Here is a 24,590-nt window from a genome sequence, read left to right as displayed (position 1 = left end):
GCAAAACACTGAAAAATGGATTAATCACTTCTATCGCCCGCCGGCGCGCCGGGTGAGCGCGGCGACACAGCTCGCGCGGTCGATCGCGCGGCCGTCGCGCTGGCGCGCATCGACATGCGCGACCACCGGCACCCCGCCGCCCTTGCCCGGATACAGATACGCATCGAGCACGCAGATGCTGCTCGCGAATTGCAGTTTGCGTCCGGTGCCTTCGGTCACCTCGGCGTTGGGCTGGCCCATCAGCCCGATCAGCGCATTCTCGTTCTGGCCGAGCACGCGCTCGAGCCCGACCGCCGAATAGGTCGCGCTGGGCGGTGGCGGTGCGGTGCCTGCGACCGGGGTGGGGATGGTGGCGCAGCCGCTGGCGAGCAACCCGCCCGCGACGATCGCCGATACTGCCCTCATGCGCGTTTCCTTTGGTGATACCAGTGCGTCGCCATCGCCGCCGCCACGACCGGCGCCAGAATGTTGGCGACCGGTACGACAAGCAGCCCGGTGCCGACCAGCCCCAGCACGAAGCGGCGGACGCCGGTGGTCGCACGCCAATCGCGCATCGCCGCTTTGGGCATGTGCCGCGCCGCAACCATGTCGCCAAGGTCGCGCCCGAGCAGCCAGCCATTGACGAGGAAGAACAGGATCGCGGGGCCGACCCCGGTCACCAGCAGCGCCAGATAGACGGGGAGCAGCACGAGATTGACCAGCACCGTCCGCGCCGCCGATCCCAGCCCCATCGCCAGCCCGCGCGCGAACGGCACCGGCTTGGCGGTCGCCAGCGCTTGCGGGTAATGCCGCCGCTCGACCGCCTCGACCACTTCGTCGGCGAATACGCCCACCACCGCGATCGCCACCGCGCGGAACAGCAGCCAGGCTCCGCCGATCGCCAGCAGCACCGCAACGAAGCCTGCCAGCTCCTGCCACCCGGTCCCCGCGCCCAGCCAGCCCGCGCCGCCCCGCGCCGCCGCCCAGAACCCCGCCGCCAGCGCGACGAAGACGATCAGCGTCACCGCGAAGGATTTGGCGAGCACGCGCAGCACCGGCGGGTCGGTCAGCTGTGCGATCGACAGGGTGAGGGAACGGATCATTCGCCCTCCATAGCCGCATCGCGCGGCGCTTGCGAAGCGCGGTGTCGGGGGTGGTCAAGCGGCCGCCCGGGCGATACGCGCAAGACAACGCTTTTCCCGGAGACCCATGTGACCGAACCTACGCTGGATGTCGTTGCCATCGGCAACGCCATTGTCGACATTCTCAGCCAAGCCGACGACGCCTTCATCGCCGAACAGGGCATGACCAAAGGCTCGATGCAGTTGATGTTCTCGCCCGCCGAAGCCGATGCGCTCTATGCCAAGATGGGTCCGGGCCGCGAAGTCTCGGGTGGTTCGGCGGCGAACACCGTCGCGGGGATCGCGGCGCTCGGCGGCAAATGCGGCTTCATCGGCCAGGTCGCCGACGACCAGTTGGGCGAAGTCTTCGCGCACGACATCCGCGCCGCGGGCATCCGCTTCGATACCAGCGTCCGCGCCGGCGAGCCGACCACCGCACGCTGCCTGATCTTCGTCACCCCCGATGGCCAACGGACGATGAACACCTTTCTCGGCGCGTCGCAGTTCCTGCCCGAAGCCGCACTCGACCGGTCGCTGATCGAAGCCGGCGCGATCCTGTATCTCGAAGGCTATCTTTGGGATCCCGAAGAACCCCGCCAGGCGATGCGCGCCGGCATCGACATCGCGCGCGCCGCCGGGCGCCGCGTCGCCTTCACGCTGTCGGACACCTTCTGCATCTCGCGCCACGGCGGCGATTTCCGCCAGCTGATGGCCGACGGCCTGATCGACATCCTGTTCGCCAACGAGAACGAGCTGCTCGCCTTGTGCGAGACCGAGGATTTCGAAGGTGCGGTTGCCAAGGCGGCGGCGCAGGTGCCGCTGCTGGTGGTGACGCGCAGCGAGCATGGCGCGATCGCGGTGAAGGACGGCGAGCGCTTCGCGGTCGCCGCCGAGCCGATCGCGCGCGTGGTCGACACCACGGGCGCGGGCGACCTGTTCGCCGCGGGCTTTCTGCGCGGCCAGGCACAGGGTCGCGACGTTCAGACCTCGCTGCGGATGGGCGCGCTGTGCGCCGCCGAGATCATCTCGCATTACGGTGCCCGCCCCGAGGTCGACCTGCAGGCGATGATCGACGCCAAGCTGGGGTGAGCAAACCTCCCCTCCCTGAAAGGGAGGGGCCGGGGGTGGGTCGAGTGCTCGTGATACGACTGCCCGGCGCGCTGCCCGGCACCGTCCCCCCGGACCAGACCCACCCCCAACCCCTCCCTTCCAGGGAGGGGAGAACATAAAAAAGGCCGGGGATCGCTCCCCGGCCTTTTCGTTTCGTAACCCCCGCGCCCTCAAGGATGCGGGGTATGGTCCGGGTCGTTGTCGAGATCGACGACGGTCACGATCCCCTTGCCCAGATGGCTCGATTTATAGCCATACAGATAATAAATCACGAGCCCGATCGCGCCCCAAGCCGGCAAGACGATCATCGCCTCGAACGGCAGGTTCAGGAACAGGAAGATACAGCCCGCGATCGTCGCCGGCCCCACCAGCCACAGCGCGGGCACGCGGAACTTGCGCTCGCGCGTAGGCTCCGACTTGCGCAGCATCATCACCGCTACTGCGACCATCGCGAAGGCATAGAGCGTCCCCGCATTGGCGATATCGGCAAGCTGGCCCACCGGCAGGAACGCCGCGGCGAACGCCACGACCGCACCGGTGATCGCCGTCACGATGTACGGCGTCTTCCACTTCGGGTGGATCTTCGACAGGCTCTCGGGCAGCAGGCCGTCGCGCGACATCACGAAGAAGATGCGCGTCTGGCCGAACAACAGGATCAGGATCACCGACGGCAGCGCGACGAACGCCGCGATCCCCAGCAGGTTGCCGACGGTCGAGAAGCCGATCATCCGCAGCACATGCGCCAGTGCTTCGTTCGAGCAGACCAGCATGTCGGCATATTGCGGCAGCGCGCATTGCTGCGCGAGCGCTTCCGATCCGGCGGGGAAGGGGACGCCGCCCGGACCCATGATCGGCTGGCCGCCGATCGTGCCGATCGCGCCGGCGGCGACCAGAATGTAGAAGACGGTGCAGAAGCCCAGCGACCCGATCAGCCCGATCGGCACGTTGCGCTGCGGGTCCTTGGTCTCTTCGGCGGCGGTCGAAACCGCGTCGAAGCCGACATAGGCGAAGAAGATCGTCGCTGCGGCACCGACCGCGCCGACGCCCGAACCGAAGCCGCCGAACACGCCCGCAGGTAGGAACGGGTTGAAATTGGCCATTTCGGACTCCGGCAGCGTCAACACGATAAATACCGTGAGCGCGGTGACCTTGATTGCCACCAGCACCGCATTGACCTTGGCCGATTCATTGGTGCCGATCATCAGCAGCCAGGTGACCAGCCCGGCGATCACCACCGCGGGCAAGTTGATGAACCCGCCGGGGACGCCGCCCAGCGCCAGCGGACCGCCCGCCAGCCATGCCGGCAATTGTATGCCGAAAAACTGGTTGAGGATGGTGCCTGAGAAATATCCCGACCACCCCACCGCGACCGCGCTGGCGGCGACGGCATATTCGAGCACCAGCGCCCAGCCGACCGTCCAGGCGAGCAATTCGCCCATCACCGAATAGGTATAGGTGTAAGCCGATCCCGCGACCGGGATCATCGCTGCGATCTCGGCATAGCAAAGCGCCGCGACGATGCAGATCAGTCCCGCGATCGCGAAGGCGAGCATCAAGCCCGGCCCCGCCTTTTGCGCGCCCGCCGAGGTGAGCACGAAAATGCCCGTGCCGATGACGCAGCCGATGCCGAACAGCGTCAGCTGGAACCAGCCCAGCGTGGGCTCGAGCGATTTGGCTTTCGCCGTCGCCAGGATGGCGTCGAGTGGCTTTACGCGCCCAAACTTCATGAAGCTATTTCCCCCAAGGGTGGCGACCGGCCCTTGCCGTGTCGCCCGATCCAAGAAAGGCGCGAGCCTAGTGGCTATTGCGCCCCGTGCAATCCCTCTTGTCGCCACAATGTCCCTCTCCCGCTCGCGGGAGAGGGAGGGAGCCGCGCAGCGGCGGAAGGGTGAGGGCTTGTCGGGGGTATAGTTCGCCAGGGCACCCCCTCACCCTATCGGCGCCTTCGCGCCTCCTCCCTCTCCCGCAAGCGGGAGAGGGAGGGAGCGGCGGAGCCGCGGAAGGGTGAGGGTCTGTAAGCCACGTGCCGCAACCAAGCCGAAGCTCACCCCGCCAGCATCGGCCCCAATTTCCGCCCGGCGAAGATATGCACATGCAGATGCGGCACTTCCTGATGCGCATCCTGCCCGACATTGGCGAGCAACCGATATCCCGGCGCCACCAGCCCCGCCTCGCGCGCGACCAGCCCCACCGCGCGGACGAAGCCCGCGATCGCCGCGTCATCGGCGGTCGCGCTGAAATCGTCCCACGAGACATAGCGCCCCTTGGGGATCACCAGCACATGATGCGGCGCTTGCGGGTTGATGTCGTGAAAGGCGAAGGCGTGTTCGTCCTCATACACCTTCTTGGCAGGGATCTCGCCGCGCAGGATCCGCGCGAAGATGTTGCCGTCGTCATAGGGCTGCGTCGCGTCGATCGGCATCAGAATCCCCCGCCCGCTTGCGGGAGGGGCCGGGGGAGCGCCTGTTCCCGATCGCTGGACTTGTTGATATCGCGAATGGTCCCCGTCCCGCTTCCCCCCGACAGCGGGAGCGGCGACGAAGCTTCGACGGTGTCGGCCGCCGCCGATTGCACGACCGGTTCCGCTACAGGCTCGGCCACGGGCTCCACGACCGCCGCAACCTTCGGCCGCGCAGCCTTCTCGACCAGCCCCGACACGCCCTCGCGCTTGGAAAGCTCGGCGCGCACATCGTCGAGCGTCAGCCCGGCATCGACCAGCACCACCAGCAAATGGAACAGCACATCGGCGGCCTCGCCGACAAGTTCGGCGCGGTCGCCGCGCACCGCCGCGATCACCGCCTCGACGGCTTCCTCGCCCAGCTTCTGCGCGATCTTGGGGCGGCCCTTGGCGAACAAGGATGCGGTGTAGCTAGCGCCCGGATCGGTGCCGCGGCGGCTGCGGATGACGGCTTCGAGCGCGTCGAGGGGGTCGGTAAAGGCCATGCTGCGGGGCTTCGCGCGCACCGCGCAGGGTGTCAATCCTCGCGGCTGTCGTCGGCCTTGCGATGGCGTCGCCGCATCGCGCGCTGCGCCAGCCACAGGCCGATCACGACGATTCCGAAGATCGCCGCGTCCGACAGCGAAAAGCCGTTGCGCCGCGTCACCCCGGTATGCGCGGCAAAGCCGGGGGCGGCGAACAGGATGAGGATGGCAAGGCGCAACAGGTCCATACCACGCCTTACCACCCAGCTTCACGCCAAAGCGTTAACCGGCCGCCGCACCGGGATTCCCGCCGCCGCCAGCGCCGCATGCGCGTCGGCGATGCTCGCCTCGCCAAAATGGAAGATCGACGCCGCCAGCACCGCGCTCGCGCCGCCGTCGCGGATTCCGGCGACCAGATCACCCAGCCCGCCGACCCCGCCGCTCGCCACCACCGGCACCCGCACCCGCTGCGCGATCGCGCGGATCAGGTCGAGGTCATAGCCGCCGCGCGTACCGTCGCGGTCCATCGACGTGACGAGCAATTCGCCAGCGCCAAGTTCGGCCAGGCGAACCGCATGTTCGATCGCGTCGATCCCGGTCGCCTTGCGCCCGCCATGCGTGAACACCTCCCACCCATCGCCGCTGCGCCGCGCGTCGACCGAGGCGACGACGCACTGGCTGCCGAAGCGCGCCGCGATGTCCGAAACCACTTCGGGCCGCGACACCGCCGCCGAGTTGACCGCGACCTTGTCCGCCCCCGCCAGCAGCAGCGCGCGCGCATCCTCGGCCGACCGCACCCCGCCGCCGACGGTGAGCGGCATGAAGCACACCTCGGCGGTGCGCCGCACCACGTCGAGGATCGTGCCGCGTGCCTCATGGCTGGCGGTGATGTCGAGGAAGCAGAGTTCGTCGGCGCCGGCAGCGTCATAGGCGCGCGCCTGCTCGACCGGATCGCCCGCATCGCGCAGGTCGACAAAGTTGACGCCTTTCACGACACGGCCATTGGCGACGTCGAGACAGGGAATGACGCGCGCGCGAACGGTCATCGTGCGGTACCCAGGCCAAGGCCGTTCGTTTCGAGCGAAGTCGAGAAACCGCCACGCAGGCACACAATCCCGTTTCTCGACTTCGCTCGAAACGAACGGGGGAGGGGCGCGTCCCTCATGCGCACGCCATCGCGATCGCCGCCGCCAGATCGAGCCGCCCGTCATACAGCGCCCGCCCGGTAATCACCCCCTCGACCCCGTCGCCGACATGCCCCACCAACGCCGCGATATCCTCGATCCCCGCGACTCCGCCGCTGGCGATCACCGGAATCGCCACCGCGCGCGCCAGCGCCACCGTCGCCTCGACGTTGCAGCCCTTGAGCATCCCATCGCGCCCGACATCGGTGAACAGCAACGCCGCCACCCCCGCATCCTCGAAGCGCCGCGCCAGATCGACGACGGTGACGTCCGACACATCGGCCCAACCCGCGGTCGCGACCATCCCGTCGCGCGCATCGACCGCGACGACGATCCGCCCCGGATGCGCCGCCGCCGCGCGCTTAACGAACTCCGGGTCCTTGAGCGCGGCGGTGCCGATCACCACCCGCGCGACGCCGAGCTTCAGCCAGCCCTCGACCGCCGCCATGTCGCGAATGCCGCCGCCCAATTGCACCCGCCCCGGAAACGCAGCGACCACGCCGCGCACCGCATCGCCATTCACCGATCCGCCGGCAAATGCGCCATCGAGATCGACGACATGCAGATGATCCGCCCCGGCATCGGCAAAGGCGCGTGCCTGCGCCGCCGGATCGTCGCCATACACCGTCGCACGGTCCATATCGCCCTCGGCCAGCCGAACGACCTGGCCCGCCTTGAGGTCGATCGCGGGGAAAATCGTCAGGGACGCCATGCAAGAAACCTCTCGAGCAGCGCGATGCCATAGCGCTGGCTCTTTTCTGGGTGGAACTGGATACCGATCAGATTGTCGCGCCCGATCGCCGCGGTCACCGGCCCGCCATGCTGCGTAGTGGCGAGCACATCGGCACCGTCGAACGCATAGCTGTGCAGGAAATAGGCCTCGCCGGGTTCGATCAGCGGATGCGCGTGGGTCGGCATCACGTCGTTCCAGCCCATATGCGGCACGCGCACGTCGGGCGAAGCGGGCAGCAGCCGCACGCTCCCCTTGATCCAGCCAAGCCCGGCATGGACGCCCATTTCCTCGCCGGTGGTCGCCATCAGTTGCATGCCGACGCAAATCCCCAGGAACGGCACGCCGCCCCGAAGCGCGCGCTCCTCGATCGCCTCGACCATGCCCGGCAGCGCGCGCAGGCCATCGGCGCAAGCGGCAAACGCGCCGACGCCGGGCAGCACGATCCGATCGGCGCGGCGGATGGCGTCGGGATCGGCGGTGAGCGCGATGTTGGTCGCACCTGCGGCCTTTAGCGCATTATGCACCGAATGCAGATTGCCCGCGCCATAGTCGATAAGAGCGACGCTCAAATCCCCCTCCCGCTTGCGGGAGGGGTTAGGGGAGGGCATGTCTCCAGGGTGCGGCCAATGCAAAGACAGGCCCTCCCCCGACCCCTCCCGCAAGCGGGAGGGGGGAATATGCCGCTCACGCGAACACTCCCGCCATCTCCGCCGCCGCCATGCTCGCGGTGAACGCCACCACCTCGAATGTCGCCACGCCCGAGGTGACGAACGGATCGGTCGCCGCCACCGCTTCGACCGCATCGGGCTCGCCGCGAAACAGCAGCACGCCGCCGGTGCGCGGTACACGGCGGCCCGCGATCACCAGCACGCCCTGCTCGAACGCATCGGCCAGGAACGCGACATGCGCCGCCATCTGCGCGTCGACCTCCTCGATCGGGCGCACATAGCTGAGCAGCACCAGGCACATCGGCGCGCCGGGGCGGATCATCGTCTCGCTCACAGCGTGCCCTTGGTCGATGGGATGGTATCGGCCTTGCGCGGGTCGATCTCGACCGCTTCGCGCAGCGCGCGGGCCAGGCCCTTATACGCCGCCTCGATGATGTGGTGGTTGTTCTCTCCGTACAGCGTCTCGACGTGCAGCGTCAGCCCCGCGGTCTGCGCGAAGCTGTGGAACCAGTGCTGGAACAGCTCGGTATCCATCTCGCCCAGCCGCGTCTGCGTGAAGGCGGTCTTCCACACCAGCCAGGGCCGGCCCGAAATATCGATTGCGACGCGCACCAGCGCCTCGTCCATCGGCGACAGCGCGTCGGCATAGCGGCGGATGCCGCGCTTGTCGCCCAGCGCCTTGGCCACCGCCTCGCCCAGCGCCAGCGCCGAATCCTCGACGGTGTGGTGCTGGTCGATATGCAGGTCGCCCTTGGCGTGCAATTCGATGTCGATCAGCGAATGGCGCGAAAGCTGTTCGAGCATGTGATCGAAGAAGCCGACGCCGGTCGAGATGTCGTACACCCCGGTGCCGTCGAGGTTCACCGCGACGTCGATCGCGGTTTCGGAAGTGTTTCTTGAGATATGGGCGGTGCGCATGGATGGGCACATAGCGCGTCGTGCGCCCCATGCAATCACCGCCCCGGCGTCGCGCCCGCTTGACCCCCCGCCATTTCGCTCTAGCTAAGAGCCTATGACCGGCACCCTACCAGACAGCATGATTCCCTATGACGAAATCGTGCAGGAAGCGCTCCGCGCCGTGGTCGGCCGGGTGCTCGGATCGGTCGCCTCGTCGGGCGGGTTGCCCGGCGACCATCATTTCTACATCACCTTCAAGACCACCGCGCCCGGCGTCGACATCCCGCAGCGGCTGATCGAGCGTTTTCCCGACGAGATGACGATCGTCATCCAGCATCGCTACTGGGACCTGACGGTCGACGACAACCGCTTCTCGGTCGGCCTCAGCTTCGGGCAGGTGCCCTCGATGCTCGTCATTCCCTATTCGGCGATCACCGGCTTCCACGATCCCGCGGTCAATTTCGAGTTGCGCTTCCAGGCCGCCGAAGAGCCCGAGGGTCCCGAGCCGCACGAGCCCGCCGAAAACGACCCCGCCGACGCCAAGCCGATCGAAGACGGCTCGAACGTCGTCGCAGTGGATTTCAAGCGCAAGAAGTGACGCCCACGTCGATCGAAGTCGCGCAAACGCCCGGCGATGCCGAGCGCGAGGCGATTCTCGCCGCGCTCAGCGCCTATAACGACCAGGCCGGCCCACCGATCGAGCAGAGGCTGGTTGCCGTTACCGTGCGCGACGATTCAGGCGCGATCGTCGGCGGACTGTGGGGCCGCATCGCCTATCGCTGGCTCTTCGTCCAATATCTCGCGCTGCCGCCGATGATGCGCGGGCAGGGGATCGGCACCCGGCTGATGCGCGCCGCAGAAGGCGAAGCGCTTAGCAGCGGCTGCGTCGGCGTCTGGCTCGACACCTTCAGCTTCCAGGCGCAGGGCTTTTACGAGCGGCTGGGCTACGAGCCTTTCGCGCGGCTCGACGACTATCCCCCCGGCGAATCGCGCATCTTTCTGCGCAAGCGGCTTGGCTGAAGCGCAACCCGATCGCGCGCGATCGGTTGTCCGCGCATGACCCAGACCCGCCAAGAAACCGATTCGATCGGCGCGATCGCTGTTCCCGCCGACGCCTATTGGGGCGCGCAGACCCAGCGCTCGATCGAGAATTTCCCCTTCGGCGCGCAGGAACGGATGCCGCTCGGCATCGTCCATGCGATGGCGATGGTGAAGCACGCTGCTGCGCGGGTGAACCGCCACCACGGCCTCGACCGCGAAAAGGTCGACGCGATCGAACAGGCGGCGACCGAGATCGTCGCGGGCACGCATGACGACCAGTTCCCGCTGGTCATCTGGCAGACCGGCAGCGGCACCCAGACCAACATGAACGTCAACGAGGTGATCGCCGGGCGCGCGAACGAGATCCTCACCGGCAATCGCGGCGGCAAGCAGCCGGTGCATCCCAATGACGACGTCAATCGCGGGCAGTCGTCGAACGACAGCTTCCCCACCGCGCTCCACGTCGCCGCCGCGCGCGCCGCCTACGATCATCTTTTCCCCGCGCTCGACCGGCTGGCGGCGGCAATCACCGCCAAGGCGGCGGCATGGGACGGCATCGTCAAGATCGGCCGCACCCATTTGCAGGACGCGACCCCGCTCACGCTGGGACAGGAATTTTCGGGCTATGCCGCGCAGTTGAACGCCTGCCGCAACCGGATCGAGGAAGCAGTCGCGCACGGCGTGATGAAGCTGGCGCAGGGCGGCACCGCCGTCGGCACCGGGCTCAACGCCCCCAAGAAGTTCGACCAGTCGATGGCCAACGAACTATCGGCGCTCACCGGGCTGCCCTTCGTGCCCGCACCCAACAAGTTCGAGGCGCTGGCGTCGAACGATGCGCTGGTCCACCTGTCGGGCGCGCTCAACACGCTCGCGGTCGCGCTGACCAAGATCGCCAACGACATCCGCCTGCTCGGCAGCGGCCCGCGCTCGGGGCTGGGCGAGCTCGACCTGCCCGCCAACGAACCCGGCAGCTCGATCATGCCGGGCAAGGTCAACCCTACCCAGTGCGAGATGCTGACGATGGTCGCGGGCCAGGTGATCGGCAATCACATGGCGGTCACCGTCGGCGGGCTGCAGGGGCATCTCGAACTCAACGTGTTCAAGCCGCTGATCGGCGCGGCGGTGCTGCGATCGATCGACCTGCTCGCCGTCGGCATGGCGAGCTTCTCGCAGCGCTGCGTCGAGGGGCTCGAGGCGAACGAGGGTCGGATCGCCGAACTGGTCGACCGCTCGCTGATGCTGGTGACCGCGCTGGCGCCCGAGATCGGATACGACGCTTCGGCGAGGATCGCCAAGCACGCGCACGAGGAGGGGCTGACGCTGAAGGCGGCAGGGCTGGCGCTGGGGCTGGTCGACGAAGCGACCTTCGACCGGCTGGTACGGCCCGAGGAGATGACGGGCCGCTAAAACCCCCCTCCCTGAAAGGGAGGGCATGGGGGTGGGTCGAGTGCTCACGCTACGGCCGCCCGGTCGCAGGCGGCAACCGTATCGCCAGGAACCCACCCACCCCCGACCCCTCCCTTCCAGGGAGGGGAGAAGCGCCACCGCGCACTCCAACCCCGCCCGATGGAACCCCGCGCCCCGATCCGGGTTCTTCCTCCACGAAACGCGGGGAGAATATCATCATGGGTGGAACCACCATCGGCGCGCTGGTCGGCGCGGCAATCGACGGGATGAGCGGCGACGACGGCGTCGGCGACGGCGCGGTCATCGGCGCGATCAGCGCCAACGTGCTCAAGGTCGCGATCCCCATCGTCGCGACCTATGCGATCGGCTGGGCGGTGCTCTACGGTATCGGCCAGGCGTTCGACGCCATCACCGGTTCGGAGGAAAAAGCATGATTCGCAGCATCATCGGCGCATTGGTCGGGCGTGAAATCGATCGCCGCGACGGCTCAGGCGGCATGAAGGGCGCCGCGATCGGCATGGTCGCCGCCAGCGCGCTTCGCCGCATGGGGCCGCTCGGCATGGTCCTGGGCGGCGCCTATGTCGCCAAGAAGGCCTATGATCGTCGCAAGGGCCCGACGCGACCGCTGTAACGTCCGCCCGACTTGACGCAGGCGCCATGCCCGTCCCAAAGGCGGGCATGGCGCACACGATCGAATCCGACCCGCATGGCTTCAAACGGCGCGGCGTATTGTTCGTCCTGTCCTCGCCCTCGGGCGCCGGCAAGTCGACCATCGCCCGCAAATTGCTCGCCGCCGACCCCGATCTTCGGATGTCGGTATCGGCCACCACCCGGCAGATGCGCCCGGGCGAGGTCGAGGGGCGCGACTATCAGTTCGTCGATCTCGAGCGCTTCCGCGAAATGGTCGCCGACCATGCGTTCCTCGAATGGGCGCATGTCTTCAACCACCGCTACGGCACGCCGCGCGCGCAGGTCGAGGAAATCCTGGCCTCGGGCCGCGACGTGTTGTTCGACATCGATTGGCAGGGCGCGCAGCAGCTCTTCCAGATCGCCGGCGGCGATGTGGTGCGCGTGTTCATCCTGCCGCCCTCGATGGAGGAACTGCACCAGCGGCTGCTCAACCGCGCGACCGATCCGATCGAGGTGATCGACGCACGCATGGCGCGCGCCGCGGGCGAGGTCAGCCATTGGGACGGCTATGACTATGTGCTGGTCAACGACGATGTCGAAAAATGCTTCGAAAGCGTCCGCACGATCCTGGCCGCCGAGCGGCTGAAGCGATCGCGCCAGACCGGCCTGATCGGCTTCATCCGCCACATGCTCAAGACCGCCTGACCGTCCGGCGCCGCAGCGCCGAACGGGTAAGGCCTCAGCTCAGGTCTGCAGCCAGCGCGTGCGCGTGACCGGGCCCGACAGCACTTTCTTGCCATAGGCCTTGCGGATCACCGCGGCGTCATCGCCGTTCATCATCACGACGCGGGTGCCGCCCGATGCCAGTTCTTCGATCGCGCTGATCGTGCATTTGTGCTTGGCGCACATCGCGGTCACTTCGGCGCTGGTGACGCTGACGTGCAGTGCGCGCGAGGTCGGCAGGTCTTTGCTTTGATATTGCGTGCGTGTGGGGTCCATCAGACAAGCCCTTCTTCATTGGTCGTGGCGATCGTGCCGGCCGAGCCGTAGCGATCGCACAAGGATTGATATCGGATCGCGAGTTTCGAATGCGCGATCCTCGCGCCGCTGTCGGCAGCAGCAGCGCTGGCGAGCCGCGATGCGATCGCACGGCGACCGAAATATCGGGCTTCGTCGAAGAATGGCATAGCGGCTCCTCATCAAGCGGGAGCGCACGTCTCTCGGTCGCACCTGCGCTTGGGCTGGGTGGTGCGATGCAACCGATATAGACGCTCGCGACCGATTTTGCGAGCGTTTCGGTGAAGTCAGACGTTCAGCAGCGCCAGGAAGGTATTCGCCGCGGTATATTCGGCGCTGCGGACCGCGCGCGATTGCGTCGCTAGGCTGTCTTCGCCCCACATTTCGGCCTGCCAATCCTCGTCGATATTGGCCGCGGTCCAGACGCTGTCGGCATCGGCGGCGCCTTCGATCAGCGCGAGCGCCAGTACCAGCGATCCGGTGATCGTCACGACGACCGATAGCGGCGCGAGCTCGAACGGCGAACGCGCTGCAATCGCGTCGCCCAGCCGCTCGAGCGTCGCGGCGGGCTGGGTGACGGGCATCACCCCGATCGCGAGCGCGAAATGCACGTCGTAGCGCCCGCGTGCCCAATCGAGCACCGAATCCCACGCCGCGCGCTGGCGATCGGCGAGCGGGGCGGGGGCGTCGGCGCGGTAGCAGAGCAGGTCGCTCGCGCCATAGGCGGCCAGTGCGCGCGCGAAGGCGGCGGGATCAGGGGCGATCCGGTCGATCGCGGCGTTGGCGAGCCCGGTCAGCGGCATCGCCCGCGGATCGATATCGGTCTCGACCGCGCGCCACTCTTGGGCGATCGCCTCGATCAGCCCGGGGGTGGGCACCAGCAAGGGCACGCGCCCGGGGGTGCGCACCGGCCGTTCGTCCAGGCTGATTCCCCAACCACCCGCCTGTTCTTGAACCGCGACGTCCCGCCAGAATCTTTTCATGGTGCAGGCGGCGTCCGCCAGCGCCGCGCCAATGCGCGCGGCAGCGTTGCCATCACGAAGATCGCCGCGAGCACGATCGCCATGCCGAGGATGCGATCGGGCAGCGTGACCGCACGGCCGAGCAGCACCAGCCCGAACAGCGCCCCCGCCACCGGCACGATCCGCGCCGCGACCATCAGGAAATAGCGGGTCATCGCCGGATCATGGGCCGGATCGTGGGCCGGGTCATGCGCGGGATCGTCTGGATGCGTCATGACCGCCTAATACCGGTTCGCGAGATACGGGGCCAGATCGCGTGCATGGCCTGCAACATGCGCCGCGCCGGCGTCGGCGAGTTCCTCGGGCGTGTGATAGCCCCAGCTCACCCCCAGCGGGTGCGCCGATGCCGCGACCGCCATCTCCATGTCGAAGCTGGTGTCGCCGATCATCACCGTCGTCTCAGGGACAGCGCCAGCCTCGGCGATCGCCGCGGCGGCCATCGCCGGATGCGGTTTCGACGGGTGGCGATCGGCGGTCTGCAGCGTCACGAATCGCTCGGCCAACCCGTGATGCGCGAGCAACAGGTTCAACCCGCGATCCGACTTACCCGTCGCGACGCCCAGCACCCAGCCCGCCGCGCTCAGCGTATCGATCGCCTCGACGATCCCCTCGAACAACGGTTCGGGCAGCAGCCCGCCGGTGCTGCGCAGCTTCTGGAAGCACAATTTATAATCATCGGCCATCGCGCGGTGCAGCGCCTCGTCGCCCTGCGGCAGCAGGATGCCGATCGCCTCGACCAAGCTCAGCCCCACGATCCGCCTTATCGCGTGGCGATCGGGCGGGGGCAGCGCGTGGACGTCGAAGCAATGCTCCATCGCCAGGCAGATGTTCGCCTGGCTGTCGACCAGCGTCCCGTCGCAATCGAACAGCGCCAGACGGTTCACTTGGTCTCGGCCCCGCGGCCCCGCCGCTCGCCGCGGCGTTCCTTGCGCAAATTCTTGGCGTGGGTGCGCGCCTTCTGCTTCTTTTCCTCGCGCGTCGAGGGCGGCGGACCGCTGTCGATCAGCACGTCGCCCTTCGAGACGTCAAAGCCCAGCATGTCGATGCTCTCGGCGATATGCGTCGGCAGTGGGGCGGTGACGTCGAGCTTGCCGCCCTCAGGATGGTCGATCCGAATCCGCCGCGCATGCAGGTGCATCTTGCGCGAGATGCCGCCGGTCAGAAACGCTTCCTGCCCGCCATATTTGCCGTCGCCGACGATCGGATGGCCGATCGCCGCCAGATGGACGCGCAACTGATGCGTCCGCCCGGTATAGGGCTGTAATTCGACCCAGGCGGCGCGATTGCCCGCGCGCTCGATCACGCGGTAGCGAGTCTTGGCGGGTGCGCCCTCTTCCTCGTCGACATGCATCTTCTCGCCGCCCGATCCCGGCTGTTTGGCCAGCGGCAGCTCGATCACGCCGTCGTGGATTTCGGGCACGCCCACCACCAGCGCCCAGTAAATCTTCTTGGCGCTGCGGTTCGAGAAATTCTTGGCGAACAAGGTTGCCGCGCGCGCGGTGCGCGCGATCAGCAGCGCGCCCGACGTGTCCTTGTCGAGCCGGTGGACCAATTTGGGCCGGCCTTCATGCTCGTACCACAGCCCGTCGAGCAGCCGGTCGACATGCTCGTTGGTCTTGGTGCCACCCTGCGTCGCCAGCCCCGGCGGCTTGTTGAGCACCAGCGCCTGTTCGTCCATGTGGATCACCAGGCTCTGCGCGAAGGCCGCCTCCTCTGGCGTCAGCGCGACGCGCTGCGGCGTGGCGCGCGGCGCGACCGGTCGCGCGGGGTCGGCTGGCGGCACGCGGATCGCCTGGCCCGACAGCACCCGGTCGCCCGGCGTCGCGCGCGCGCCATCGACGCGAAGCTGGCCGGTACGCGCCCAGCGCGAGACGAGGTTGAAGCTGGTGTCGGGCAGATGCCGCTTGAACCAGCGATCGAGCCGGATGCCGTCATCCTCGGCATTCACGGTGAACTGGCGGACATTGGCCGATTCGGGGTTCTGCTCGGGGAGCATGTCAGGGGTATCGTTCATGCCGTCGCCCTCGCGATCGAGAGGCCCAGCGCCAGCGCCGCGATCGCGCCCGCGACCGACAGCACGACATAGCCGAGCGCGGGCACCAGCTCGCCGCGCTCGAGCATCAGCATCGTATCGAGCGAGAACGCCGAAAAGGTCGTGAACCCGCCGAGCACCCCGACGCCGACGAACAGCCGCACCTGCTCGCTACCCTCGCCGATCCGCGCGAGCAGGCCGAACAACAGCCCCATCGCGATCCCGCCGAGCAGGTTCACCGCAAGCGTGCCAAAGGGATAATTCGGACCGAACCAGGCAAGCGTGGCACGGCCGACCAAATGCCGCGCAGCGGCGCCGATCGCGCCGCCCGCCATGACGAGAAGATAAGACATGCCGCTGCGGTAGCGCGGATCGACGCTTAAGGAAATGGCAGCCGCTTAGGCGCCCCCGTCGCGAACGATCATCTCGACGTCGGTACCGCCATCGCCGCGATCGGTGAGATACAGCGCATAGCCCGCCGATCCGCGCGCGCCGGCCAGCATATGGACGCCCTCGTCGACCTCGTGCGTGGCCGAATAGCCCGCCCGCCGCGCGCGGGTATAATGCCAGTCGAGCATCGCCTGGATCGGCTGCGCGGCATAGAAGCCGACCGCGCGCAGCGAGCAACCGTCGCCTTGCACCCCCGCCGCCTCGATCACCCGCGCATCGGGGTGCAACGGCAGCGCGGTAGGCAGGCGGTTCGCCCAAGCGGCCGAATAGCGAAGCCTCGCGGCGCAATCCGGGCCGAACCGGCGCGCGGCGAGCGCCTCCAGCGTGATCGATTCGCGCGCCGCGGGATTGCGCCGCTCGGTCGGGGCAGGGGTCGACAGCAGCTTCTCGCCGGCGGGGAGGTTGCTGCCGCTGGCGATCCCGTCGGGTGGCAGCGCCCCCGAATAGGGGCGCGGCGGCGGGCGGACCGAATCGCTGTCGGCCTGCGCGGTCAGCATCGGATCGATCATGATCGGCTCGTTGAGCGCCTCCATCACCACCGGGTCGATATCGTCGTCGCGCGCCGCCGCCGCGACCTGCGCATCGAGCGTGGCAGGCGCGTCGCCGCATCCGGCGAGCAGCGCGCAAGCGACCGACATTGCACCCAAAACCCTGCCGCGCATCCCGCAAGCTCCCATCGGCGCCACCCATCGCGCACAACGGTTAAGGTGCGGCTACCATGCGCCGCGATACGGCGAATAAAGCGTTCACCACGCGGCGCCAGGAACTCGGCACCGCCGCCAACGTTCGCGTCGCAAGCATTCATATGAGGAGAAGATGATGGAACAGCGGACCAAATGGATCGGCGGCGCTGCCGTCGCCGCCGCAGCGATCGGCGGCGTGGCGTTGCTGCGCAAGCGCCCCGAAACCCCCGAATATACGCTGGTCCAGCGCGACGGCGCGATCGAGGTGCGCGACTATCCCGCGCTGCTGGTCGCGACCACCGTCCAGTCGGGGCTGCGCGAGACCGCGCTCAGGCAGGGCTTCCGCACGCTCGCCGACTATATCTTCGCCAAGTCGCGGCCCGGCAAGAAGATCGCGATGACCGCGCCGGTGCTCGCCGACAATGGCGATGCCGATGGCTGGCGCACCCGCTTCGTGATGCCGTCGCGCTATGACCGCGACAGCCTGCCGACGCCTGCGAACGACGTCGCAATCGAAACCTTGCCCCCGCGCCGCGTCGCCGCGATCCGCTTCAACGGTTCGCCGAACGACGCCGCGCTCGCCGCGCATGAATCCGAACTGCGCGTGTGGATCGACGACAATGGCCACAAGGGCGCCGGAATGGTCGAGCACGCCTTCTACGACGCACCCTTCGTACCTGGCCCGCTTCGCCACAATGAAGTGCTGATCCCGATCGACGCCGGTTGAACCGAGTGTATTATCTGCCTATAACGGAGGGGCTATGCTGAACATCATCTCGATCCTCATTGGTCTGTCGACCATCCCCTTCATTCTCATCGGGGCGATCCCGTTCCTCGGCTGGTCGCTGTGGATCGTGCTGCTGTTCCTGGTGCTCGGCACGATCGTCGGCGCGATGTCGTCGAGCAATGGCGGGCGCAACTTCAACATCGTGCTGATGCTGGTTGCCGGCTTCCGCCTGTTCCTGGGCGGCGGCATCTTCTGATCGCAAAGCAAAAAGGCCCGGCGGTTTCCCGTCGGGCCTTTCTTTTCATCGCGAGACGCTGGGCTTAGCGGCAGGTAACCTGCCCGCGGTCGACCGAACGGCCGAGCACACCGCCGCCAACGGCACCCAAGACGGTCCCCAGCAGCCCCGAATTGCCGGGTGCGATCACGTTGCCTAGCACGCCACCCGCCAGACCGCCGACGATCAGGCCGGTGGTGCCGTCGTTGCGCCGGCAATAATAACGGTTGTCCTGCCCAACATAGATGCGGTCGTTGCGACCCAGCCGGCGCTGCTGGTAATTGCCCTCGCGATAATAGCGATCGGCATAATAACGCTGCTGGCCGCGGGGCAGGCGATTATAGTCGTAGTTGCGATACTGGCGCCAATCCTGGACGTCGCGGCGGCGCTCCTGTCGCGCTTCGCGAACGTCGCGGCGATATTCGCGGTTCGCCTGGTTCACGTCGCGGCGATCGTCGGCGCGGCGCAGGTCCTGATTGCGGTCGCGCTGGGCGTCGCGCAGGTCACGATTATATTCGCGGTTCGCCTGTTGCGGCGTCTGCGCCATCGCGGGCATCGCCGGAATGGCGATCGCCGCGATCAGTGCTGCTAGAATCGGTGTACGCATGATTGCATCCTTACCCTGTGTCGTGCCGATAGAACGGCGCAGCACAGGGCAGGTTGCGTGAACGCGAAACTACACCGCGTTCATCGCCCGGCTATGTCACGCGCGCTTAGTACCCGGATAGGCGAACAACAGATCGGCATCGGCCGAGGCTGCCAACTGCCCGCTGCCCTCGATCGACACGCAGTCGCCCGCCTTCCACGCAACGCCGTCGACCGATCCCTGCCCACGGATCGGCACCAGCCAGCCGGTCTCGCCGCCGGGAACGGCCACCGAGCGGTCGCCGCCGGTCCAGCGCTCCATCACGAATTTGGGCCCCTCGACCAGTACTTCGCGCCCCGGTTCGACCGCGCCGGGCGAGGCATAGGCCTCGTACGGCACCGGGTCGCTCACCGCGACGCCGTCCTCCAGATGGAGTTCGCGCGGGCGGCCATAGTCATACAGCCGATAGGTCGTCTCCGAATTCTGCTGCACCTCGATCAAGGTGATCCCCGCGCCGATCGCGTGGATCGTGTTCGATCCCGAATAGAAGAAATCGCCCGCCTTCACCGGTTTCCAGTCGAGCAGATGCTCGATCGACCCGTCGAGCGACGCGCTGCGCAGCTGCTCGCGGCTCATCGGCTCGAGCGTCCCCAGCGCGATCGTCGAATCGGGCTCGGCGGCCAGGATCAGCCAGCATTCGTCCTTGCCGCGCGGCAACCCGCGCGCCTGCGCTTGTTCGTCGTTGGGATGGACCTGCACCGACAATTTCTCGCTGGTGAACAGATATTTGATCAGCAGGTCGGGGCTGGTGTCGCCCGGCTGCTGGAACCACACTTCGCCCACCGGCTCGCCGCCGGGGGCGGGGTTGGCGAAACCCGGCCACAGCGTGTGGCGGCCCCAGGGCTTTTCGACGCGGTGGGTGGCAAGGAGCGTGGCGGGCATGGAAGTCTCCTGAATCGGGCACGGATCGCCTGCCGGTTTTGCCGGCAACATGGGCATCGCGCTAGGCTTTGCGGGCGTTGAGCGAAAGCTATTGTTAGGGTGGCTTCCCCTCGGGTATGGAGACGCCATGCGTACACCCCAGTTCCGCCCGATCGCCGCGGTTGCCCTCACCGCCGCTGCCCTCGCCACCGCCGGTTGCGCGGGCGGTAACAAGGCCAATGTCGACACCGCCTATATCGCGCGCGATGTCGGCACGCTCTATAGCGCGGCCAAGACGCGGCTCGATCGCGGCCAGTACAAGCAGTCGGCGGCTTTGTTCGACGAGGTCGAGCGCCAGCATCCCTATTCGATCTGGGCGCGCCGCGCGCAGCTGATGGGCGCCTTCGCTTATTATCTGAACAAGGATTACACCGAGTCGATCCAGTCGGCGCAGCGCTTCCTCCAGGTGCATCCGGGCAACCGCGACGCGCCTTATGCCTATTATCTGATCGCGCTGAGCTATTACGAGCAGATCACCGACGTCACCCGCGACCAGAAGATCACCCAGCAGGCGCTCGATTCGCTCGGCGAATTGTCGCGCCGCTATCCCAACACCCGCTACGCCGCCGATGCGCGGCTGAAGATGGACCTGGTGCGCGATCACCTGGCGGGCAAGGAAATGGAGATCGGTCGCTTCTATGGCCGGCGTGGCCAATGGCTGGCGGCGTCGATGCGCTATCGCAGCGTGGTCGACCAATATCAGATGACGACGCACACCCCCGAGGCGCTGATGCGGCTGACCGAGAGCTATCTCAACCTCGGCCTGCGCGACGAAGCCACGAAGGCCGCGGCGGTGCTCGGCGCCAACTATCCCGGCACCGAATGGTATGAGCGCGCGTACAAGCTGGCGAACGAGAACGGCCCGGTTCCGGTACCGCCCGCCGCCGCCGCTGCGCCGGTCGAGACCGCCGCTGCGCCGACCAGCTGACGCCCGGCGTCGCAGCCGCGACGCGCGTATGATGAAAAGGGTTGGCGTGGTGATCCGATGCTAACCGCGCTTGCCATTCGCGATGTCGTGCTGATCGAAGCGCTCGACCTCGATTTCACCGCAGGACTCGGCGTGCTCACCGGCGAAACCGGCGCGGGCAAGTCGATCTTGCTCGACGCGCTCGGGCTGACGCTCGGCGCGCGCGGCGATAGCGGGCTGGTGCGCCACGGCGCTACGCAGTCGGTGGTTACCGCGACCTTCGAGACGCCGCACGCCGACGGCCCGGTGGCGGCGCTGTTCGCCGAAAACGGCCTCGATCTCGAACCCGGCGAACCGTTGCTCATCCGCCGGATCGTCAAGGCCGATGGCGGCAGCCGTGCCTTCGTCAACGACCAGCCGGCATCGGCGGGACTGCTCCGCGAACTCGCGCAGCACCTCGTCGAAATCCATGGCCAGCACGACGATCGCGGTCTGCTGAATCCAAAAGGCCATCGCGCGCTGCTCGACGCCTTCGGGCGGATCGACACCGGCGAAGCCGCCGCCGCGCACCGCGAATGGCGCGCCGCCAACACCGCGCTGACCCAGGCGCGCGAGCTGCAGGAAACCGCCGCGCGCGACCGCGAATGGCTCGAACATGCCGCGGGCGAACTCGCGGCGCTCGCCGCCGAACCCGGCGAGGAAGCGATCCTCGCCGACCGCCGCGCGACGATGCAGCGCGGCGAGCGGATCGCCGCCGATCTCTCGGGCCTCGCCGACCTGCTCGAAGGCTCGGACGGCGCGCTCGCGCGGCTGCGCCAGGCGGCGCGAATCCTCGAACGGGTGTCCGAGGATCACGAACAGCTCGCCGAGGCGCTCGCCTCGGTCGACCGCGCGATCGTCGAGGGGGCCGAGGCGCAGGAGCAGGTCGATGCCGCCGCCGCCGCGCTGGCGTTCGATCCCAATGCGCTCGACGCCGACGAGACCCGCCTGTTCGAGCTGCGCGCGATGGCGCGCAAGCACCGCGTCCAGCCCGACGATCTGGCCGCGCTCGCCGAGGAACTCGCGGGGCGGCTGGCGCTGCTCGAAAGCGGCGAGGCGGGAATGGCGGGGCTCGAGCGCGCGGTGGCCAAAGCGGCGAAACGCTACGAAGCCGCCGCCGACGCGCTGACCCAGGCGCGCCGGGCCGCCGCCGAGCGGCTCGATCGCGCGGTGGCGGGCGAACTCGCGCCGCTCAAGCTCGACGCCGCGCGCTTCCGCACGCTGGTCGCGTCGGCCGAAGGTTGGGCACCCGAAGGCCGCGATCGCGTCGAATTCGAGGTCTCGACCAACCCCGGCGCGCCCTTCGCGCCGCTGATGAAGATCGCCAGCGGCGGCGAGCTCTCGCGCTTCGTCCTCGCGATGAAGGTCGCGCTGGCGCAGGAGGGCGGGGCGAACACCTTGGTGTTCGACGAAATCGACCGCGGCGTCGGCGGCGCGGTGGCCAGCGCGATCGGCGAACGGCTCGCGCGGCTGGCGGCGCACACCCAGGTGCTGGTGGTAACCCACAGCCCACAGGTCGCCGCACGCGGCCGCCGCCATTACCGCATCGCCAAGCGCCACGACGGCATCGTCACCCGCACCGGCGTCACCCCGCTCGACGCAGACGAGCGCCGCGAAGAAATCGCAAGGATGCTGTCGGGGACCGAAGTAACGCCCGAAGCCCGCGCCCAGGCCGAAAGACTGCTGGAAACGGCCTGACCCCAAAACCCTCTCCCGCAAGCGGGAGAGGGGGCGAGACTTGGGGCCGTACTTGCGGCCCCTAGTCGCAGCGGTGAGGGCCTTCTTTTTGGAAGCGAAGGCCAGAAAAAGAAGACCCTCACCCAACCCTCTCCCGCAAGCGGGAGAGGGCTTCACTAGAAGATCACCGCGCCGGCACCGTCCAAAAGAAAATCTGCCGCCCATCGATATCCGCGGTCTTCTCGGGCTTCCAATCGCCCATCGTGAAGGCATGGCTCACGATCCGCGTCCCCGGCTTGAGCTGCAGCAGCCGCGGCATCAATTTCTCGTTGAGCGAATTGAGCAGGTACAACGTCACCACGCTCGCATCCGAAAAGTCGGTGGTGAAGATATCGTCGCGCTTGAAGGTCACCTTGCCCTCGACGCCCTGCGCCTTGGCGTTCGCGCGTGCCTCGGCGATCCGTTCGGGGTCGATGTCGATGCCGGTCGCCTTCACCTTGGCGCGCTTGACCGCGGCGATCGGGATCCGCCCGTCGCCCGATCCCAGGTCGTACAGCACGTCGCCGTCCTTCAATTCGACCATGTCGAGCATCGCCTCGACCACTTCGGGCGGGGTCGGGACGTAGATTACGTCGGGCAGCCGCTCGACCGGCGCGGTCTGCGCGAGGGAAGGGGAGGCGGGGGCGAGCGCCGCTAGTGCACAGGCGGCGGTCAGCATCCATCGGTTCTTCATGGCAAAGTCTCCATAGCTTCGTCGGGGACGGGGGTCAGGAACAGCAGGAACATGCCGCCCACCGCGAGCACGCCGATGCCCGCCAGCGCGCCCCAGCCGGTATAGGCGACGCTCGAATAGAGCAGGTACGCGGTGGTCGCGCAGAAGACCGCGGGCAGCAGTGGGTAGCAGGGCACGCGATACGGCCGCTCGAGATCGGGCATCCGCCGCCGCAGCACGAACAGCGCAAGGCCAGTGAGCAGCAGGAAGAACCAGAATACCGGCGCGGTATATTCGACGATCAGCCGGAAACCGTCGCGCGCGAACGCGCCCGCGAGCACCAGCACCAGCGCCACCGCCGCCTGCGCGATCATCGCATTGCCCGGCGTGTCGCGCTGCTCGTCCCAGCGCCCGAGCCACGACAGCGCGGGAAACCGCCGCCCGATCGCGCAGGTCGTCCGCGCGCCGGTGATCGCGGTCGCATTCGCCGAGGTGAGCGCGGCGATGGCCACCGCCAGCGCGATCACCGCCGCGCCGCCGTCGCCCAGCGCAAGCCGCGCGACTTCCGCCGCCACCGCGTCGCTCTCGGCCATGCCCGCCAGCCCCAGCGCGTTGAGGAACGACAGGTTCGCCAGCACGTACAGCAAGGTCACCAGCGCCAGCCCCGCCGCCATGATCGGCGCCATCCGCCGCGGCGCGTCCTTCATCTCGGCCGAGACGTACACCGCCTCGCTCCACCCGCCATAGGTCAGCAGCACGAACACCAGCATCAGCCCCAATGCGCTGTCGTCGGTCACCGGCGCGGGCCGCGCCTCGGCGGGCGACACCAGGAAGCCCGCGACGATCAGCAGCACCAGCCCCGCGACCTCGGCGATCGTCAGCCAGCGCTGCGCCGCCGCGCCCTCGCGCACCCCCGCGCGGTTGAGCGCGCTGATCAGGATCACCGCGAGCGCCGCCCAGATCGTCGATCCCATCGCCCCCAGCGGCAATATCGCCTGCAGATAATCGCCGCAGACATAGGCCAGCAGCGCGAGCGACCCGGTCTGGATCACCGACAGCCGCGCCCAGGCGTAGAGGAACGCCAGCCGCTCGCCATAAGCGCGCCCGAGGAAGTGGTAATCGCCCCCGACATTGGGAAACGCCGCCGCCAATTCGGCATAGCATAGCGCACCGATGATCGAGAGCAGCCCGCCCGCCACCCACACCGCGATCAGCATCTCGGCGCTGCCAGCGACCCCGGCCACCAGCGCAGGCGTCCGGAAGATACCCGCACCGATCACGATCCCGACGGTCAGCGCCAGCACGTCGAAATTGCCGAGCGTCCGGCGCGGCGCCCCCAGCGGCTGGTGGAATTGCGGTCGGTCGGTCACGAAAGCATCGGCATCCTTGCCCCCGGACATGGCGGTCTTGGCATCCCCGACGAACGGGTCGCTGCCGGGCGGGTTCCCCCGGGCGGTCACCGCTTGCCGCGCCAGCGCAGCGACTGGCGGTTCAGCGCGGCAAGATCCTCGCTACCCGCCAGCACCGCCCGCCCCAAGGCGATGGCGGCAGCCAGGACGTCGGGCGCGGCGTGGCGATAGGCCGGGCGCTCGCGGATCGCATCGTACCAGCATCCCCCCGTCGCGGCATCGAGCAGCACGCGCTGGAAACAATGGTCGCGCGCGATCGGCCAGCCGCGCGCCGCCGCCGCCTGCGGCAGCGTCTCGCGCGTCAGCGTCAGCCAGGCCGCCTCGAGTTCGTCGCGCTTCATCGCATTCCCTGAACCATGCGCTCGCTCTTGCCACATTTCGC

General features: G+C 68.0%; 34 protein-coding genes and 1 pseudogene. 11 read left to right on the top strand and 24 right to left on the bottom strand.

Going from position 1 to position 24,590, the window contains the following annotated elements:
* Window positions 1–30: 30 nt before the first annotated feature.
* Window positions 31–405 (bottom strand): hypothetical protein, encoded by a 375-nt coding sequence (locus OKW76_RS07460; RefSeq protein WP_265552504.1) that lies wholly within the window; start codon window positions 403–405, stop codon window positions 31–33.
* On the bottom strand, window positions 402–1,082 hold the full coding sequence (locus OKW76_RS07455; RefSeq protein ID WP_265552502.1) for an EI24 domain-containing protein: 681 nt from the start codon (window positions 1,080–1,082) through the stop codon (window positions 402–404). The genes OKW76_RS07460 and OKW76_RS07455 overlap by 4 nt, the downstream gene beginning before the upstream one ends.
* A gap of 108 nt (window positions 1,083–1,190) precedes the next feature.
* Here OKW76_RS07455 and OKW76_RS07450 point away from each other — a divergent pair, with 108 nt between their 5' ends.
* Window positions 1,191–2,189 carry an adenosine kinase gene (locus OKW76_RS07450; protein ID WP_265552500.1) on the top strand — a complete coding sequence of 333 codons (999 nt, stop codon included), beginning with the start codon at window positions 1,191–1,193 and terminating at the stop codon, window positions 2,187–2,189.
* A gap of 191 nt (window positions 2,190–2,380) precedes the next feature.
* Here the strand turns inward: OKW76_RS07450 and OKW76_RS07445 are convergent, their stop codons facing one another.
* The 9 genes and pseudogenes from OKW76_RS07445 to hisB all read right to left on the bottom strand — a co-directional run bounded on the left by OKW76_RS07445 (window position 2,381) and on the right by hisB (window position 8,635).
* On the bottom strand, window positions 2,381–3,937 hold the full coding sequence (locus OKW76_RS07445; protein WP_265552498.1) for an amino acid permease: 1,557 nt from the start codon (window positions 3,935–3,937) through the stop codon (window positions 2,381–2,383).
* Between the two features lie 317 nt (window positions 3,938–4,254).
* Complete coding sequence (locus tag OKW76_RS07440) at window positions 4,255–4,632, bottom strand: histidine triad nucleotide-binding protein (protein ID WP_256505017.1); 378 nt, start codon at window positions 4,630–4,632, stop codon at window positions 4,255–4,257.
* A gap of 200 nt (window positions 4,633–4,832) precedes the next feature.
* Window positions 4,833–5,153 (bottom strand): annotated as a pseudogene (locus OKW76_RS07435) (phosphoribosyl-ATP diphosphatase); the annotation flags it as partial.
* 32 nt (window positions 5,154–5,185) lie between these two features.
* Window positions 5,186–5,380, bottom strand: coding sequence for a hypothetical protein (locus tag OKW76_RS07430; RefSeq protein WP_265552495.1), 195 nt, complete (start codon window positions 5,378–5,380; stop codon window positions 5,186–5,188).
* 21 nt (window positions 5,381–5,401) lie between these two features.
* On the bottom strand, window positions 5,402–6,178 hold the full coding sequence (gene hisF / locus OKW76_RS07425) for an imidazole glycerol phosphate synthase subunit HisF (protein ID WP_265552494.1): 777 nt from the start codon (window positions 6,176–6,178) through the stop codon (window positions 5,402–5,404).
* Between the two features lie 115 nt (window positions 6,179–6,293).
* Window positions 6,294–7,028, bottom strand: a complete 735-nt coding sequence (gene hisA, locus OKW76_RS07420) for a 1-(5-phosphoribosyl)-5-[(5-phosphoribosylamino)methylideneamino]imidazole-4-carboxamide isomerase (protein WP_265552492.1) — start codon at window positions 7,026–7,028, stop codon at window positions 6,294–6,296.
* Window positions 7,016–7,618: an imidazole glycerol phosphate synthase subunit HisH gene (gene hisH, locus OKW76_RS07415; RefSeq protein WP_265552490.1), complete on the bottom strand. Its 603-nt coding sequence runs from the start codon at window positions 7,616–7,618 to the stop codon at window positions 7,016–7,018. Before hisH ends, hisA begins: the two co-directional genes overlap by 13 nt.
* A 115-nt stretch (window positions 7,619–7,733) precedes the next feature.
* A complete protein-coding gene (locus OKW76_RS07410) occupies window positions 7,734–8,051 on the bottom strand; it encodes a YciI family protein (protein WP_265552488.1) in 318 nt (105 codons plus the stop codon).
* Window positions 8,048–8,635, bottom strand: coding sequence for an imidazoleglycerol-phosphate dehydratase HisB (hisB, locus tag OKW76_RS07405; protein ID WP_256505010.1), 588 nt, complete (start codon window positions 8,633–8,635; stop codon window positions 8,048–8,050). The genes OKW76_RS07410 and hisB overlap by 4 nt, the downstream gene beginning before the upstream one ends.
* A 94-nt stretch (window positions 8,636–8,729) precedes the next feature.
* Between hisB and OKW76_RS07400 the strand changes: the two genes are divergently transcribed.
* From OKW76_RS07400 to gmk, 6 genes are all read left to right on the top strand, one after another.
* Window positions 8,730–9,212: an SspB family protein gene (locus tag OKW76_RS07400; RefSeq protein ID WP_256505009.1), complete on the top strand. Its 483-nt coding sequence runs from the start codon at window positions 8,730–8,732 to the stop codon at window positions 9,210–9,212.
* Complete coding sequence (locus OKW76_RS07395; protein WP_265552485.1) at window positions 9,209–9,634, top strand: GNAT family N-acetyltransferase; 426 nt, start codon at window positions 9,209–9,211, stop codon at window positions 9,632–9,634. The genes OKW76_RS07400 and OKW76_RS07395 overlap by 4 nt, the downstream gene beginning before the upstream one ends.
* A gap of 36 nt (window positions 9,635–9,670) precedes the next feature.
* A complete protein-coding gene (fumC, locus tag OKW76_RS07390) occupies window positions 9,671–11,062 on the top strand; it encodes a class II fumarate hydratase (protein WP_265552483.1) in 1,392 nt (463 codons plus the stop codon).
* A 218-nt stretch (window positions 11,063–11,280) separates the two neighbouring features.
* On the top strand, window positions 11,281–11,496 hold the full coding sequence (locus OKW76_RS07385; protein WP_265552481.1) for a hypothetical protein: 216 nt from the start codon (window positions 11,281–11,283) through the stop codon (window positions 11,494–11,496).
* The gene (locus OKW76_RS07380) at window positions 11,493–11,693 is read left to right on the top strand and encodes a hypothetical protein (protein ID WP_256505005.1); all 201 of its coding nucleotides are present in this window, start codon (window positions 11,493–11,495) and stop codon (window positions 11,691–11,693) included. The genes OKW76_RS07385 and OKW76_RS07380 overlap by 4 nt, the downstream gene beginning before the upstream one ends.
* A gap of 47 nt (window positions 11,694–11,740) precedes the next feature.
* On the top strand, window positions 11,741–12,397 hold the full coding sequence (gene gmk, locus OKW76_RS07375) for a guanylate kinase (protein ID WP_265552479.1): 657 nt from the start codon (window positions 11,741–11,743) through the stop codon (window positions 12,395–12,397).
* Window positions 12,398–12,436: 39 nt separating this feature from the next.
* Here gmk and OKW76_RS07370 read toward each other — a convergent pair whose 3' ends face one another.
* The 8 genes from OKW76_RS07370 to OKW76_RS07335 form a co-directional block, all read right to left on the bottom strand.
* The gene (locus OKW76_RS07370; RefSeq protein WP_265552477.1) at window positions 12,437–12,691 is read right to left on the bottom strand and encodes a hypothetical protein; all 255 of its coding nucleotides are present in this window, start codon (window positions 12,689–12,691) and stop codon (window positions 12,437–12,439) included.
* Window positions 12,691–12,879, bottom strand: a complete 189-nt coding sequence (locus OKW76_RS07365) for a hypothetical protein (RefSeq protein ID WP_265552475.1) — start codon at window positions 12,877–12,879, stop codon at window positions 12,691–12,693. Before OKW76_RS07365 ends, OKW76_RS07370 begins: the two co-directional genes overlap by 1 nt.
* Window positions 12,880–12,996: 117 nt before the next feature.
* Window positions 12,997–13,692 (bottom strand): ATP12 family chaperone protein, encoded by a 696-nt coding sequence (locus OKW76_RS07360; protein WP_265552474.1) that lies wholly within the window; start codon window positions 13,690–13,692, stop codon window positions 12,997–12,999.
* Window positions 13,689–13,946 carry a hypothetical protein gene (locus OKW76_RS07355; RefSeq protein WP_265552472.1) on the bottom strand — a complete coding sequence of 86 codons (258 nt, stop codon included), beginning with the start codon at window positions 13,944–13,946 and terminating at the stop codon, window positions 13,689–13,691. Before OKW76_RS07355 ends, OKW76_RS07360 begins: the two co-directional genes overlap by 4 nt.
* A gap of 6 nt (window positions 13,947–13,952) precedes the next feature.
* The gene (locus tag OKW76_RS07350) at window positions 13,953–14,615 is read right to left on the bottom strand and encodes an HAD-IA family hydrolase (protein ID WP_265552469.1); all 663 of its coding nucleotides are present in this window, start codon (window positions 14,613–14,615) and stop codon (window positions 13,953–13,955) included.
* The gene (locus OKW76_RS07345) at window positions 14,612–15,745 is read right to left on the bottom strand and encodes an RluA family pseudouridine synthase (RefSeq protein ID WP_265552467.1); all 1,134 of its coding nucleotides are present in this window, start codon (window positions 15,743–15,745) and stop codon (window positions 14,612–14,614) included. The genes OKW76_RS07350 and OKW76_RS07345 overlap by 4 nt, the downstream gene beginning before the upstream one ends.
* Complete coding sequence (gene crcB / locus OKW76_RS07340) at window positions 15,742–16,116, bottom strand: fluoride efflux transporter CrcB (protein WP_265552464.1); 375 nt, start codon at window positions 16,114–16,116, stop codon at window positions 15,742–15,744. Before crcB ends, OKW76_RS07345 begins: the two co-directional genes overlap by 4 nt.
* 45 nt (window positions 16,117–16,161) lie before the next feature.
* On the bottom strand, window positions 16,162–16,851 hold the full coding sequence (locus tag OKW76_RS07335) for a hypothetical protein (RefSeq protein WP_265552462.1): 690 nt from the start codon (window positions 16,849–16,851) through the stop codon (window positions 16,162–16,164).
* Window positions 16,852–17,029: 178 nt separating this feature from the next.
* On the opposite strand from OKW76_RS07335, the gene OKW76_RS07330 reads away from it, so the two are divergent.
* Together OKW76_RS07330 and OKW76_RS07325 are read left to right on the top strand one after the other, a co-directional pair.
* Entirely contained in the window at window positions 17,030–17,623 is a 594-nt protein-coding gene (locus OKW76_RS07330; protein WP_265552460.1) for an SOUL family heme-binding protein, read from the top strand.
* Window positions 17,624–17,657: 34 nt separating this feature from the next.
* Window positions 17,658–17,879 carry a hypothetical protein gene (locus OKW76_RS07325; RefSeq protein WP_265552458.1) on the top strand — a complete coding sequence of 74 codons (222 nt, stop codon included), beginning with the start codon at window positions 17,658–17,660 and terminating at the stop codon, window positions 17,877–17,879.
* A 64-nt stretch (window positions 17,880–17,943) separates the two neighbouring features.
* Here the strand turns inward: OKW76_RS07325 and OKW76_RS07320 are convergent, their stop codons facing one another.
* Both OKW76_RS07320 and OKW76_RS07315 read right to left on the bottom strand, forming a co-directional pair.
* Window positions 17,944–18,504: a glycine zipper 2TM domain-containing protein gene (locus OKW76_RS07320; protein ID WP_265552456.1), complete on the bottom strand. Its 561-nt coding sequence runs from the start codon at window positions 18,502–18,504 to the stop codon at window positions 17,944–17,946.
* A 96-nt stretch (window positions 18,505–18,600) separates the two neighbouring features.
* Entirely contained in the window at window positions 18,601–19,425 is an 825-nt protein-coding gene (locus OKW76_RS07315) for a phosphoheptose isomerase (RefSeq protein WP_265552454.1), read from the bottom strand.
* A gap of 127 nt (window positions 19,426–19,552) precedes the next feature.
* On the opposite strand from OKW76_RS07315, the gene OKW76_RS07310 reads away from it, so the two are divergent.
* Together OKW76_RS07310 and recN are read left to right on the top strand one after the other, a co-directional pair.
* A complete protein-coding gene (locus OKW76_RS07310; protein ID WP_265552452.1) occupies window positions 19,553–20,392 on the top strand; it encodes an outer membrane protein assembly factor BamD in 840 nt (279 codons plus the stop codon).
* Between the two features lie 57 nt (window positions 20,393–20,449).
* Window positions 20,450–22,108, top strand: coding sequence for a DNA repair protein RecN (gene recN, locus OKW76_RS07305; protein WP_265552451.1), 1,659 nt, complete (start codon window positions 20,450–20,452; stop codon window positions 22,106–22,108).
* 163 nt (window positions 22,109–22,271) lie between these two features.
* Here the strand turns inward: recN and OKW76_RS07300 are convergent, their stop codons facing one another.
* The 3 genes from OKW76_RS07300 to OKW76_RS07290 are packed head-to-tail and all read right to left on the bottom strand — an operon-like array spanning window position 22,272 to window position 24,549.
* Window positions 22,272–22,820, bottom strand: a complete 549-nt coding sequence (locus OKW76_RS07300; RefSeq protein ID WP_265552449.1) for a class I SAM-dependent methyltransferase — start codon at window positions 22,818–22,820, stop codon at window positions 22,272–22,274.
* On the bottom strand, window positions 22,817–24,259 hold the full coding sequence (locus OKW76_RS07295; RefSeq protein ID WP_265552447.1) for an APC family permease: 1,443 nt from the start codon (window positions 24,257–24,259) through the stop codon (window positions 22,817–22,819). Before OKW76_RS07295 ends, OKW76_RS07300 begins: the two co-directional genes overlap by 4 nt.
* Window positions 24,256–24,549 carry a GCN5-related N-acetyltransferase gene (locus OKW76_RS07290; protein WP_265552446.1) on the bottom strand — a complete coding sequence of 98 codons (294 nt, stop codon included), beginning with the start codon at window positions 24,547–24,549 and terminating at the stop codon, window positions 24,256–24,258. The genes OKW76_RS07295 and OKW76_RS07290 overlap by 4 nt, the downstream gene beginning before the upstream one ends.
* Window positions 24,550–24,590 lie beyond the last annotated feature (41 nt).

Origin of the sequence: Sphingomonas sp. S1-29 (genome assembly GCF_026167545.1) — a bacterium.
GTDB lineage: Bacteria > Pseudomonadota > Alphaproteobacteria > Sphingomonadales > Sphingomonadaceae > Sphingomonas.
This window is presented reverse-complemented; position numbering and strand designations above follow the sequence as displayed.